Below are 13,900 nucleotides of genomic sequence, written 5' to 3' on the forward strand. Positions count from 1 at the left end.
CCTAACTACATAGGCCTACTTTTCTCGCTTTTTGTTTGCTGAAAGTGAAAATAATGCAAAAGTGCCACTGCAATAGTACCAATTACTATCGGAACATATAAAGGCAGATTCCATTTCGTATATACTCTAGTGCAGCCAACAATTACAAACAAAATTTCCAAACAAAATAAAGGTTTTACATATTTCATTTCTTACCCACCATTTCTATTTTCACATGTGGATTCTCTTTTTCTACAAGTGATAAAAACTGCTTCATATGTTGCGGCATCGCAATCATATGTACTTTATATGCATTCGTCGTAATTTCAAGAGATTTCCCAACTTGACGAATGATTCTTATCTCTTTCAATACGATATCGTCATTTAAAACACCGTACTTTAATACACCATTTTCTACTTTATGCTTTTTAATAAACACTTCCCAAACGAGTGGTACATTAACAAGGAAGCATAAACCCATCCCAATTAACGCTGTCATCCACTGCTCTTTATTAGCGATAATCATGACGAGTGGATATACAAACATAAAAGCTAACGTGAGACAAACGAAAAATATTACTGATTTACTTCTTTGAATCGGAAAATTCATACATACACCCCCACCCTAAATTATACCATTAATTCCATTTTAATTCATAAAAAAAGGCCATTTCTAAATGACCTCCTTAAACCACCTTACTTATCTTGAATCTCTTTCCATTCTGAAGCTAATAAACTATATACAGCGATATCGTGGAAGTGATCGTATAGCCATTCTTCATCTCTTAAAACACCATCTAACTTAAACCCTAAACGTTCTGGAATAGCACGACTTTTCACATTTTCAACACCGCATCTAATTTCCATTTTATTTAATTTTAAATTCTCAAATGCATAGTGAAGTACAGCCTTCACGCTACGCGTCATAATACCTTTCCCGCCAGCATCTTCTGCCAGATAGTAACCGAGACTTGCCGCTTTCTTCCCCCAGCTCACTGGATGAATACCTACCATCCCAACGAGCTTTCCTTTATAACGTATGCCACTTTCAAAACCGTCTCCCTCTGCAAACTTCTTTAACCACATCGGACAAATCTCATTATAAGCATCAGCAGATTTCGTCCCATCTACCCAAGGAAGCCATCTTCTTAAATGATTACGGTTTTGATTTATTAATTGATATAGTTCCTCTTTATGATGCTTCTCTAATAACTGTAATTCAATTTCGTCGTCTACTCGGAGTGTGAACATGTTTTTCGGCCCCTTTTTAGTTTTCTTATTATTCTAACATCTATAGGTAAAAAACGTTAAATAATTTATTTTCATTTAAATAAAAAATAACTATATATGATTGATATCTAGATATGAATCATATATAGTTAAAGTATGGAAAAAAATGATAATTTTATAATTCAATTACGTAAAGGTGTTTTTGATCTCGCTATTTTATCCTTAATAAGTAAACAACCTATGTACGGATACGAAATTACAAGTGCATTACAAGAAATCCCTGTATTTCATATCCCGAACGGCTCGATTTATCCTATATTAAATCGAATCACGAAAAACAATTGGGCTGTTTCCTATTGGGAAGAGTCCGGTGATGGCCCAAAAAGAAAATACTATCGCATTACAGACGAAGGGAGAGAAATTTTACATAGTCGCTTACATGATTATGATGCCGTGTATCAAGCTCTAATGTTACTAGCTAAAGGAGAGGATAAAAAATGAACAAGGAACAATTCTTTGCAAATGAACTCATTATTTCTTTCTTACACGATTTTCAGAAAGGTTTAATGAACTTACCTACATCAGCACGCGAACAACATGTGCTAGAAATTAAATCTGATTTATACGAAAATGCATTAAGTAAAGAAAGTGAAGGGATACCATCAGCAAGCATCCCTTCACAAGTGATTGCAGAATTTCTTCCTTCAAAAGAACTAGCAAAGGAAATTGCAGCAGAATATATAGACGTTATTCAAGATGTACAGCAATCTACAAATACATTTATAAAATATTATTCTGGCCTATCTATCGGTCCACTTGGTGCTCTATCAGTACCTATTGTACTAGGCTTCATCAATATTTCAGCTAATTTGTCATTTGTACTAGCTTTTATAGCAAGTAACATTTGGTTCATCTGTAGAGAAAACCATTGGAATACAGACTTATTAAAATACTTTAAAACAATAATTTCCATTAGCTCAAGGCTTTTAATCGCTCTTCCATTTTCATTTTTCGCAATTCGCATCATCATAACAAAACAATTCGATATGTTTTCATTCTATTATTTAATTGGATATGTACTTTTTAGTTCAATTTATATCGTTTTGTTAAAACAACTCTACAAAAAGAATAAACAATACCAACCTATCCATGGTTTTTAAATATATCGAACACAACAAAAAAGACGCACAGCTAAGCTATGCGTCTTCTCTATTACTTCTCTGCAACTTGAACTTCTTTTACGTAAGCTGCTTCGAATTTTTGGATGTCTCCTGCGCCCATGAAAATGAGAACGCCGTTTTTATGTTTCTTTAATACATCCGTTGTTGTATCTGTAATTAATTCTGCACCGTCAATACGCTTTTGCAGATCTTCGATTGTTAATTCACCTTTGTTCTCGCGCGCTGATCCGAAAATATCACATAAGTATACTTGGTCAGCTTTGCTTAGGCTTTCAGCGAACTCATCTAAGAACTTTTCTGTACGTGAGAATGTGTGTGGCTGGAATACAGCGACAATTTCACGCTCTGGATGTTTTTGACGAGCGGCTTCAATCGTTGCATTAATTTCTGTCGGATGGTGTGCGTAGTCATCAATAATAACTTGCTCTCCCATTGGCTTTTCATTAAAGCGACGTTTTACGCCTTCAAAAGTTGTTAACTGATGCTTAACTGCTTCTACATCAACGTTTTCATAATGGCAAAGCGCGATTACTGCTAATGCATTTAATACGCTGTGGTTGCCGTATCCTGTAATTTTGAACGTGTCATAGTACGTATTACGAACGAATACATCGAAAATAGTACCATCTGTTCTCTTTTGAATGTTACGTGCTTGGAAATCATTATCTTCTCCAAATCCATAGAAAATAACAGGTACTTTCGCTTGAATTTTTTGAAGTTCTTCATCATCTCCACATGCAATAATGCCTTTTTTCACTTGCAATGCCATCTCTTGGAATGCACTGAATACATCATTGATATCTGTGAAATAATCTGGATGATCAAAATCAATGTTTGTCATAATCGCATAGTCTGGATTGTAAGACAAGAAATGACGACGATACTCACAAGCTTCAAATACAAAATACTTACTATTTTCTACCCCATGCCCTGTTCCATCTCCAATAAGGTAAGATGTAGGGTGTGCACCTTGCATTACATGGGCTAACAAACCAGTTGTTGATGTTTTTCCATGTGCACCAGTTACAGCAACACTTGTGTATTGGTTCATAAGGTCACCTAAGAAGTGATGGTAACGATGTACTGGGATGTTTAATTCTTTTGCTGCTACGATTTCTTCATGCGTATCAGGGAATGCATTTCCTGCAATAATCACTTGTCCTTCTTTTACATTACTTTTATCAAAAGGAAGAATCGAGATACTACGCTTTTCCAACGCTGTTTGTGTAAAGAAACGCTTTTCATAATCAGACCCTTGAACAGTATGCTTCATGTCATGAAGAATTTGCGCTAATGAACTCATTCCTGTTCCTTTAATTCCTACAAAATGGTAAACTGTCATCTTAAAGAACCTCCAACATTTCGAACTAATACAACGGCCTATCTATAAGACAGTATATGAATCTTTTCTTATTTTGGTAATCATCATACATTTTTGATGTAGTGAAGTTATTCTTCCCTTCACTTATCAGGATAAACTCGTACGTACTTCTTTTTTATGTCCATAACAAATCCATTATAGCAAAAAAGAAGCCGCTATACTATGATAACAGAAAAACTGATAGGGTCAATCACCTATCAGTTTTTCTCTCTCTTACATATCTTCTCTTTTTTCTAATTGAACACGTTCTAGACGTGGGTTTGGACGATATTTACGACCAGCTTTCGCTTCCGGTTTTCCATTTAATTCTACGTTATCACCAGTAAAGCCAATATTCATTTTTAATAAGCTACTTCCTACTCCGTATATATCAACAGGTACGTTTTGAGCTTCAAATTCACGAATACGTTTCTCATCAAATCCACCAGTTACAACGATGTCTACATGCTGGAATCCTTCTTCATCAAGTGCTTTACGAAGTGCGAATACAAGCGATGGGTTTACACCACGTGGATCAAATGTTCCAAGTACTTCTGGGTGGCGAATGAAGTATTGATCAATCATCGTGCGAGACGTATCTACACGTACACCTTTTAATGTTGATCCAAATTCACGTGCTACGCGAAGTGCATCTGTAATGACATCATTGTTGTAATCAATTAATACAACTAATTCATCTTCTGGGAATTTCTTATGATATGCTTTTGCCGCTTCCACAACATCACCATTAAACATTTGAATTAATGCGTGAGGCATCGTCCCCATACCACTTTTCCCCCACCATTCATTCATCGCATGCGTCGCTTGTGCGCTCATACCACCGATGTATGCTGCATAACCGTCACCAGCTTGTTGTGTATAATGATCATCACGGTCTCCCATGAAAATAACTGGTTTTTCTTTATCTACGCTACGTGCAGCTTGGACAACGTTATATACGTTTGTCGCAACCGATGTACGACGAGCTAAAATCCCATCAATAACACCTTCTAAAAATCCGAAATTTTCATAAGGACCATGAATTGTTAACACTGTTTCAAATGGACTGATTTTGTCGCCATCTTTTAAAGAGTTAATTTCAAGTTCCTCAGGATTTTTAGCGAATGTTTGTAGCAATGCAATGACTTCATCTGTTCCGCAAAGAACTGCATTTTCCTTTTGGAAAAATTGCATCGTTACAACACTTTTCGGGCGAAATTCTTGAATGATTTCTCTAGTCTTTAAAAAGTAAACGGCAGAGAACCAACCTTCTCCAACACGTTCGTCAAATTTAAATGTTTTATTTGTTAGTCTATTTATTTCACCTTTTAATTTTAATTCAATTTCTTTCATGTCGCTTTACTCCCTACTTTACTATCCAACATTTTCTCTTAGTATACAGCAAAACCGTTTACTATACATTTGTTTCCTGCATAGCAGCAAATTCATCCTCAGAAATAAGGACATCTCTTGGCTTCGTTCCTCTTGCTTCAGAAATAATCCCTTGCGATTCCATCTCTTCAATGAGACGTGCCGCGCGATTATAACCGATGCGGAATTTTCGCTGTACAGAAGATGTGGACGCTCCCCCTTGTTCTACAACAAATTGACATGCTTCAAAGAACAATTCATCTTCCGACTCAGCCTGTTCTGTTTTCGCTAATAAATCCTCTTGCTTAAATAAGTAATTCGGCTTCATTTGCTTTTTCACATGATCAACTGTCTTTTCAATCTCATCATCCGATACATATACACCTTGTACACGAACTGGCTTAGATGTACCGTTCCCTAAGAATAACATATCACCACGGCCAAGTAATTTCTCTGCGCCCCCAATATCAATAATCGTACGCGAATCAACTTGAGATGATACAGTAAACGCAATACGCGTTGGAATGTTTGACTTAATTAAACCTGTAATAACATCTACAGATGGACGCTGCGTCGCTACTAATAAATGAATACCACAAGCACGTGCTTTTTGCGCAATACGACAAATCGCTTCCTCAACATCACCAGGTGCTACCATCATTAAATCGGCTAGCTCGTCAATGACAATAACGATATAAGGTAATGTCTCTCCCGGAATTTCTCGCTCACTTACAATCGTATTGTAACGAGTTAAATCACGAGCTCCTGCGTGCGCAAATAATTCATAACGGCGCTCCATTTCCTCAACTGCCCATTTTAATGCAGCTGTCGCTGCTTTTACATCCGTAATAACAGGTGCTACAAGATGTGGAACCGAATTGTATGGTGCAAGCTCAACCATCTTTGGATCGATTAACATTAACTTCACTTCATGTGGTTTCGCTTTATATAAAATACTTGTTAAAATGGCGTTAATACACACACTTTTACCTGAACCTGTTGCACCCGCAATAAGTCCGTGTGGCATTTTTCGAATATCCGTTACAATTGGATCACCTGAAATATCAAGTCCAAGCGCAACCGTAAGCGGTGATTCACTCTTTGTAAACACAGGACTTCTTAAAATTTCACGAAGAAATACTGGCTTACTTTCTTTATTGGGAACTTCGATTCCAATCGCACTCTTCCCTGGAATCGGCGCTTCAATACGAATATCTTTCGCCGCTAAACTTAGCTTAATATCATCACTTAAGTTTGTAATTTTATTTACTTTTACACCTGGATCTGGCTGTACTTCAAAACGAGTTACTGCTGGACCTTGCGATACATTAATAACATGTGCGCCAACGTGGAAATTATTAAACGTTGTATCTAATAATTCTTTCTGTTCTTCCAACCATTCCGTATTATCTAACGCTGCTTGCTGCGGAATCGATAGTAATGTTAATGATGGAATCGTATACGTCGGTGGCGTTTGCAATACATTTCGCACATCATTCTCTCTTTGATTTACAACATATGCTTTCTCTTCTACTTCCGTACTTGAAATTGGCTTTTGTACTTGCTCTGCCACTACTTGTTGTACTGGCTGCACTTCTTCCACTTGTGGCTCTACTACTTGCTGCACTGGTTGTTCTTCCACTTGCGGTTCTACCACTACTTGCTGCACTGGTTGTTCCTCCACTTGTGGTTCTACCACTACTTGCTGCATTGGTTGTTCTTCCACTTGTGGCTCCACTACTCGCTGCATTTGTTTCTCTTCCACTTGTGGTTCCACTACTATTTGTTGCATTGGCTTTTCTTCCAATTGTGGCTCCACTACTTGCTGCATTTGTTTCTCTTCCACTTGTGGTTTCACTACTACTTGTTGCATTTGTTTTTCTTCCACTTGTGGTTGTTCTTCTACTTGATGTACAGACTTATTCTCTACTCGTTCACTCATAGAAGGTTGCATTGCATTTGTTCTAGCCGCATGTCTTTCCATTAATCGCGTTCTGTCTTGTTTCAACATAACAACATTAAATGGTACGTGACGCTTTTTCTCACGTTTTGGTTCTTCTTTTTGTACAACTGGTTGTTCTTCTACGACTGGTGCTTCTTCTGCAACTGGTGCTTCTTCTGCAATCGGTGCTTCTTCTACAACTGGCTGTTCCTCTACGACCGGTGCTTCTTCTGCAGCTGGTTGTTCTTCTACGACCGATGTTTCTTCTGCAACTGGTTGTTCTTCTACGACCGATGCTTCTTCTGCAACTGGTTGTTCTTCTACGACCGATGCTTCCTCTACAACTCGTTGTTCTTCTGCAATTAAAACATCCGCAAAGCTTTGAACATCTTTTTTCGTTTGTTCATCAGCCTCAGCAACATGTATGAATTCATTCTTTTGTTCAATTGCTTTATTTAACACCATTTCTTGTTGCATTTCCTCAAGTGCTACAGGCTCGGCTTCTTCTGGTGCTTTTGTTTCCGCAATTACTTCCACTTCTTCTGACTCTTCTGTTTCTGCAATTACTTCTACTTCTTCTAACTCTTCTGCTTCCGCAATTACTTCCACTTCTTCTGACTCTTCTGCTTCTGCAATTACTTCCACTTCTTCTGACTCTTCTGCTTCCGCAATTACTTCTACTTCTTCTGACTCTTCTGCTTCTGCAATTACTTCCACTTCTTCTGACTCTTCTGCTTCTGCAATTACTTCCACTTCTTCTGGCGCTTCTGTTTCCGCAATTACTTCCACTTCTTCTGACTCTTCTGCTTCTGCAATTACTTCCACTTCTTCTGATTCTTCTGCTTCTGCAATTACTTCCACTTCTTCTGACTCTTCTGCTTCCGCAATTACTTCCACTTCTTCTGATTCTTCTGTTTCTGTAATTACGTCTACCTCTTCAAATTCTTCTGGTATTTCCACAATGATTGTTTCTTCAAGCTTTTCTTCTGCTTTGACAATCACTGATTCTTCTGGTGCTTGTTTTTCTACTTCAATAGTAGGTTGTTCTATTTCTGTACTACGTTTAATTTCTTCTGATAATATTGTATCCTCGTGCTCTACTTTAGAATCTACTAATTCCTCTTGTAGAATGTTTTTGTCCACTACATCACTTTCTTGCTTCGCACCTTCCATGCGCTCAGCAATTGTTTCATGAAGTAATTCAGCCGCTGGAACTTCCTGCGGTGCACTCATTTCTTGAACCACTTCTTTTTCTTCCACTATAGGCTCTTGGCGTTCGATTTCATAACCGTTTTTCTCTAGCCATTGATCAACAACTGACTTTTCTTCCTTTTTACTCTCTTCATATTGTTGCTCTCCTTGCTCGTTAGCAGCTCTATGACTAGAAGAAGTCGGTGCTTGTCCTTCTGAGAAATCAGATAATGTATATCCTTTTTTCTCTAACCATGCATCAACGACTGATTTGCCCTCTACAGATATTTCAAGGTCTTCTCTTTCCTTTACTTCCTCCTGCTTTTCTTCCTTTTTCTCTACTGAAGGACGATTATATCCGTAAATTGGCGAAATCATTTCTGTTGGACGAAATGGTCTACGGTTACTTTCTTGCGCTGGTGTAGATGCTTTCTTTACGACAGGTTCTCGCTCCGGTTCATATTGCATTTCCGGCTCTTCATATGTAGAAACTACCTTCTCCACATACTGTCGTCTGCTTCTTTCCACTTTAATTCCTCTTTGAATAGGCGACTCTTTATATGTTACAGCTTGAACAGGTTGTTCTTCAAAACGCCCTGTTTCTATAACATCCTCTTCATCGAACCCATTATCCGGTACTAATGGAAAACGGCATTTACCTGCATTCCTACTTGCCATTTGTGCTTCTCTTGCTTCGGTGTAGTGGTTTACACGAGGAATTTTCGGCTGACTTTCAACTTGCTTTGGTACTTCTTTATTCATCGCTGTTTGTTCTTCCTCTTTGTTAAACAGCTTTTTCATCCAATCTAACATGCTTACCACTCTTTCTACTAAATAGTAACATCCTTTATTGTATCAGCATTCGGCAAAAAGTGCAGGTAAAATTAAGCATGTCATATTTATCCATAATATTCTAATTTACGAGTGTTTTCATATAGAAAAACGCAGCCTTACATGTAAGACTGCGTTTAAGCTTTACTCTTCCGATATTCATCTACACTATCCGTTACACTTTGCACCGGTCTCAAAGTTTTTTATAATTGTTTTATAATCTCATCTATATTTCCAATATGAACGGGTTGCCACAATTCTGTACCACGCTCTGCCGTATACACTGGATACGCATCATCATCGATATTCACGAAAACTGGGTCTCCCATATCTGTTTCATACCCAATAACAATCCATTCATCTTTCCATTTTCCGTGTTCTTCACTTATTAATGAATTTTGATGTTTATCATATCGATAACCAATTTGTCCTTTTTCTAATTCATTTTGACTAAACAAATATATCTCATAAGTACCTAACTCGATATCTTGCTGTTTTGAAGTTTCAATTCGTTTCAGAAGTTCTGCGATTTTTGGTTGTTGTTTCATACGTCTATCCCCTTCTATTTTTCTAAATTTTAACTATTTTGTTTATAAAACACAATATAGATTTTAAGAAAAAAGGTGACATCCTTATGAATATGAATGATTTCCTGAATATATCTATTACAACTCGCAATATATCAACGGTTCGACACAGGATATCGACTTACTGACAAAAAACGAAAAGAGAGGTTGTCCAAAAGGACACCCTCTCTTTTCTTATATCAATTAAAATTTAAACTCTTGTCCAACTTCAAAGCTATCTTCTAATACAAGAATACCTTTTTCTTGTGGAGCATCTGGAAGCTCTAATTCACGTGCTGAACAAATCATTCCAGCAGAAGGAACTCCGCGAAGCTCAGCTGGCTTGATTAACATACCGCTTGGCATTACAGCGCCGATTTTTGCAACGACAACTTTTTGTCCTGCATCAACGTTTGGTGCGCCACATACAATTTGTAATGTTTCTGTACCGATTTCTACTTTACAGATGTTTAGCTTATCGGCATTTGGATGTTTCTCTTTTTCAGCTACATAGCCTACAACAAATTTTGGAGAAAGATCTGCTTCTACTGTTTCTTCAAAGCCGTTCTTCGCTAAAATTTCGTTGATTTTTTCTACAAGTTCTTTCGTTAACGTAAGGTTACCTGTTTCTTTTACTTCTAAGTAAGAAGATGCATTAAAGATGTTGAATCCTGCTGTTTCGTTGCTTTCACGATCGTATACGCGTGCAACATCTCCTTTGCGATCAAAAGTACGGTTCTCTAAAGTAATATCTTGTAAGGCAACAATTAAAGTGTCACCAATTCCTTCAAGGTTGTAAAAAACGTTCACTTCGTTCATCCTTTCTCTTTTCCATCTGTCTTCTTCCGATTCTTCGCTAAAATAAAGATTGGTTCAAAGTCCCCATCTTCATATACGAATGAAAGTGATGTAATCGGAACATGCCCTTCGGCAAAAAATTTCATTGTCATTTGTGCAATAATATCATAACCGATTTCGTTGACGATATCAGCAATAATTAATACATCTTGGTGAGGAACAGCAACAACCATGTCACCAGAAATCTTTTCACGCATCGATTGTAGTAACGATTCGTTTAAAATACGAGTGGCATCATACCCATCATTTGTGTTTAAAAAGTAGAATGTATTACCTGCTACTGTGTCTTGTTTAAATTCATAACCTAATGAGCGAGCGTTGAATAATGCCATTTCACGTACTTGTTGCTCTGTAAGCCCTAATTTTTGTAATAAACGCTCGTCAATGAGACGATATGTTTTATTCGAATCTAGCGCATAGTAAATACGTGTTTCCGCCGTATGATCCGTCATAATAAACGGATTTCCTTCTTCTGCTTGTTTCGGGAAAGAAGTAGAGCGAATAACAGGTAAAATTTTCGCCGCGCTATTTTCTTCCTTATGCATCGCAATTAACGCTTCTTGTACGTAGTAGGCAACCTCTTCAATCGCCTTTTCTTTATTCACTTCCCATTTTGCTACAACTCCTGGAAGCGATACGTTAATACCTTTTTTTGAGTCTTTCTGTTCTATACGTAGAACTTCTTTCTCACTATCATACTGAAAGTCCCATTCCGGGCGAGATAATCTCTTCATTAACTCGTCTTTCATCTTTTTACTTGTCATCTTCATCTCTTTTTCCTCCCTTCCAAAAAAATAACCTCCCCCGCGAAGGTAGAGGTTGTTTTACAATTCAATTGGCAAATTGCCTTATTTTAAACCTTCAATGAACTCTTCGATTTGTTCTTGTGTTTTACGATCTTTGTTTACATAGCGACCTGTTTCTTCACCTTTATTGTACGCTACAAAGCTCGGAATGCCAAATACGTCTAATTTTACGCATAGATCAATAAACTCATCACGATCTACATAGTAAAATGAGAAATCACTATATTTCTCTTCTACTTCTGGCATAAATGGATCTACGAAGCGGCAGTCTGGACACCATTCTGCTGAGAACATAAAGACTACATTCTCTTCATTTTTTAACTCTTGGAATTGCTCCATGCTTTCTAATGATTTCATCTATATTTCCTCCTCTAACGAGTACATTTTTCATGTTATAATCTTTCTTTTATACTACCATACATCGCGCACGGTGCAAGGTTTATGCTTGCTTTTCATCATACTTATATTGCCCAACAAGTAACTTAACAACGTGTACAAATAATTCCGTACGGTCCACATAATCATCCGTAAAAATACCGATAGCACCTTCATGACTACGAATATCTTTTCTCTGTACAAACTCTTCCATCACTTCACTTAACTCCTTACCACCTTCAAGAGGTGCTAAAAAATCATCTGGTAACGTAATACGTGCCCCGCCAGCAACGAATATTTTACCATCACTTGTTGCTAGCGCGCCCCAATTACACATAAATAAACCGTGCTCTGTTTTCATTACGCCGCCTTCTAGTCCAATGCCAATTTGAGCTTCCCCTTCCTCTAGCGCTCGCTTCGCTCTATTGATCGCTCCTTGCATCGTCTCTTCATCTGAAAACGGTTGTGCTGCTACTCCTGAAGGAACAGAAAGAGATGTAATTGTAGCACCTTTCCAAACCTTCTCCACAGCTCCAACCTTCGTTTTATTCTTAGATCCAACTACTACTTTCATTTCATTCACCTCTATAAAAATTTATCATTTTCCCTTAATCAAATTGTTCTTTATACACGGGAGCACGGCCACCACACATCGCTTGTTTGTCTCTTCACTCTAAAAAAGAAGAGTTTTTCTCACAACATTGCGGACCTCGAACCCAAAAACAACCTTACTCTCACTTCCTACCCGAGGTTTTAATCCCCGTACGAGAATCAATTAAGCACTGACCGCTACCATACATGGCTCGAGCATCTATTCAATCTAAAAAAAGAATGGTTTTCTCACAACATTGCCGATCGCTCCCGCACATCGCCGGGCATCTATTCAATCCAAAAAGAAAGGTGGCTTCCCTCAATTACAGACCTCGAACACAAAAATAGTCTTCCTCTCGCTTCCTACCCGCGCTCTTAATACACCATTCGAGCACCCATTAAGCACTGACCGCTACCATTCATGGATGGGTCATCTATTCAATCTAAAAAAAGAAAGGCTCTTCAGCCCTTCTTCTCTACGCGTTATTCTTAATTGTCTCTAACGTCGTTTTATCCGTTGCTCTTACAAGCTTCGTAATTAGCTCTTTCGCTGCCGCATAGTCATCAACATGTAAAATAGAAGCATGTGTATGAATGTAACGTGCGCAAACACCAATTACTGCTGATGGGATACCTGAGTTACTTGTATGTACACGTCCCGCATCTGTACCGCCTTGTGAAATAAAGTATTGGTACGGAATGTTGTTTGTTTCTGCTGTATCTAAAATGAATTCGCGCATTCCTCTATGCGTTACCATCGTACGGTCATAAATACGAAGAAGAGCACCTTTTCCTAATTGACCGAACTGTGTTTTATCACCAGATGCATCGTTTGCTGGACTTGCATCAAGCGCATAGAAAATATCTGGTTGGATCATATTTGCAGCAGTTTGCGCACCGCGAAGACCAACTTCTTCTTGTACAGTCGCACCAGAGTACAATGTGTTTGGTAATGTTTCGTCTTTTAATTCTTTTAGTAATTCGATTGCAAGGCCACATCCATAACGGTTGTCCCAAGCTTTCGCCATAATTTTCTTTTCGTTTGCCATCGGCGTAAACGGGCAGATTGGCACGATTTGTTGTCCTGGTTTTACACCAATCTCAATCGCATCTTCATAGCTATCTGCGCCTATATCAATTAACATATTTTTTATATCCATCGGTTTTGCACGTTGCGCGTCACTTAATAAATGAGGAGGAATAGAACCAACAACCCCAATAACAGGGCCATTCTTCGTCATCACTTGTACGCGCTGAGCTAATAGTACTTGGCTCCACCAGCCGCCTAACGGTTGAAAACGAAGCATTCCGTTTTTCGTAATTTGCGTAATCATGAAACCTACTTCATCCATATGACCTGCTACAAGAACACGCGGGCCAGTTTCGTCCCCTTTTTTCAGCCCAAATACGCTACCTAAACCGTCTTGTACAATTTCATCTGCATATTTGCTTAATTCTTGCTTCATAAAACGGCGTACATCATGTTCAAAACCTGATGCACCCTGTAATTCTGTTAACGTACGAAATAATTGTAATGTCTCTTTATTCACGAAGTCCCCTTCTTTCAAACCTTAGTAGAATACCTCTTTTATTGTAACGAAATTTTCGAAATGTTTCTA

General features: G+C 38.0%; 14 protein-coding genes. 2 read left to right on the forward strand and 12 right to left on the reverse strand.

The features are described from left to right. Positions 1–5: 5 nt before the first annotated feature. The 3 genes from FH036_RS24780 to FH036_RS24790 all read right to left on the reverse strand — a co-directional run bounded on the left by FH036_RS24780 (position 6) and on the right by FH036_RS24790 (position 1,230). Positions 6–188: a hypothetical protein gene (locus tag FH036_RS24780; RefSeq protein ID WP_044790862.1), complete on the reverse strand. Its 183-nt coding sequence runs from the start codon at positions 186–188 to the stop codon at positions 6–8. Further along, on the reverse strand, positions 185–589 hold the full coding sequence (locus FH036_RS24785; protein ID WP_139896356.1) for a PH domain-containing protein: 405 nt from the start codon (positions 587–589) through the stop codon (positions 185–187). The genes FH036_RS24780 and FH036_RS24785 overlap by 4 nt, the downstream gene beginning before the upstream one ends. A gap of 86 nt (positions 590–675) precedes the next feature. Next, positions 676–1,230 (reverse strand): GNAT family N-acetyltransferase, encoded by a 555-nt coding sequence (locus tag FH036_RS24790; RefSeq protein ID WP_139896357.1) that lies wholly within the window; start codon positions 1,228–1,230, stop codon positions 676–678. 135 nt (positions 1,231–1,365) lie between these two features. On the opposite strand from FH036_RS24790, the gene FH036_RS24795 reads away from it, so the two are divergent. Together FH036_RS24795 and FH036_RS24800 are read left to right on the forward strand one after the other, a co-directional pair. Further along, positions 1,366–1,710: a PadR family transcriptional regulator gene (locus FH036_RS24795; RefSeq protein ID WP_000414143.1), complete on the forward strand. Its 345-nt coding sequence runs from the start codon at positions 1,366–1,368 to the stop codon at positions 1,708–1,710. Beyond that, positions 1,707–2,369, forward strand: a complete 663-nt coding sequence (locus tag FH036_RS24800) for a hypothetical protein (protein WP_139896358.1) — start codon at positions 1,707–1,709, stop codon at positions 2,367–2,369. The genes FH036_RS24795 and FH036_RS24800 overlap by 4 nt, the downstream gene beginning before the upstream one ends. A gap of 52 nt (positions 2,370–2,421) precedes the next feature. Here FH036_RS24800 and murC read toward each other — a convergent pair whose 3' ends face one another. The 9 genes from murC to FH036_RS24845 all read right to left on the reverse strand — a co-directional run bounded on the left by murC (position 2,422) and on the right by FH036_RS24845 (position 13,831). Then, a complete protein-coding gene (gene murC, locus FH036_RS24805) occupies positions 2,422–3,732 on the reverse strand; it encodes a UDP-N-acetylmuramate--L-alanine ligase (RefSeq protein WP_000219470.1) in 1,311 nt (436 codons plus the stop codon). Between the two features lie 252 nt (positions 3,733–3,984). Further along, positions 3,985–5,103 (reverse strand): nicotinate phosphoribosyltransferase, encoded by a 1,119-nt coding sequence (locus tag FH036_RS24810; protein ID WP_000658375.1) that lies wholly within the window; start codon positions 5,101–5,103, stop codon positions 3,985–3,987. Positions 5,104–5,164: 61 nt separating this feature from the next. Continuing rightward, the gene (locus tag FH036_RS24815) at positions 5,165–9,067 is read right to left on the reverse strand and encodes a DNA translocase FtsK (protein ID WP_139896359.1); all 3,903 of its coding nucleotides are present in this window, start codon (positions 9,065–9,067) and stop codon (positions 5,165–5,167) included. Positions 9,068–9,288: 221 nt separating this feature from the next. After that, complete coding sequence (locus FH036_RS24820; RefSeq protein ID WP_139896360.1) at positions 9,289–9,633, reverse strand: thiamine transporter; 345 nt, start codon at positions 9,631–9,633, stop codon at positions 9,289–9,291. 222 nt (positions 9,634–9,855) lie between these two features. After that, on the reverse strand, positions 9,856–10,470 hold the full coding sequence (ytpR, locus tag FH036_RS24825) for a YtpR family tRNA-binding protein (RefSeq protein WP_001006759.1): 615 nt from the start codon (positions 10,468–10,470) through the stop codon (positions 9,856–9,858). After that, complete coding sequence (locus tag FH036_RS24830; RefSeq protein ID WP_000784613.1) at positions 10,467–11,279, reverse strand: DUF1444 domain-containing protein; 813 nt, start codon at positions 11,277–11,279, stop codon at positions 10,467–10,469. The genes ytpR and FH036_RS24830 overlap by 4 nt, the downstream gene beginning before the upstream one ends. A 78-nt stretch (positions 11,280–11,357) precedes the next feature. Continuing rightward, positions 11,358–11,672: a thioredoxin family protein gene (locus FH036_RS24835; protein WP_000838192.1), complete on the reverse strand. Its 315-nt coding sequence runs from the start codon at positions 11,670–11,672 to the stop codon at positions 11,358–11,360. An 82-nt stretch (positions 11,673–11,754) separates the two neighbouring features. Next, complete coding sequence (locus FH036_RS24840; protein ID WP_139896361.1) at positions 11,755–12,264, reverse strand: DUF84 family protein; 510 nt, start codon at positions 12,262–12,264, stop codon at positions 11,755–11,757. A gap of 493 nt (positions 12,265–12,757) precedes the next feature. Next, positions 12,758–13,831 (reverse strand): M42 family metallopeptidase, encoded by a 1,074-nt coding sequence (locus FH036_RS24845; protein ID WP_001031503.1) that lies wholly within the window; start codon positions 13,829–13,831, stop codon positions 12,758–12,760. Positions 13,832–13,900 lie beyond the last annotated feature (69 nt).

It is taken from the genome of Bacillus sp. CD3-5 (assembly GCF_006349665.1).
GTDB classification, from domain to species: domain Bacteria; phylum Bacillota; class Bacilli; order Bacillales; family Bacillaceae_G; genus Bacillus_A; species Bacillus_A paranthracis.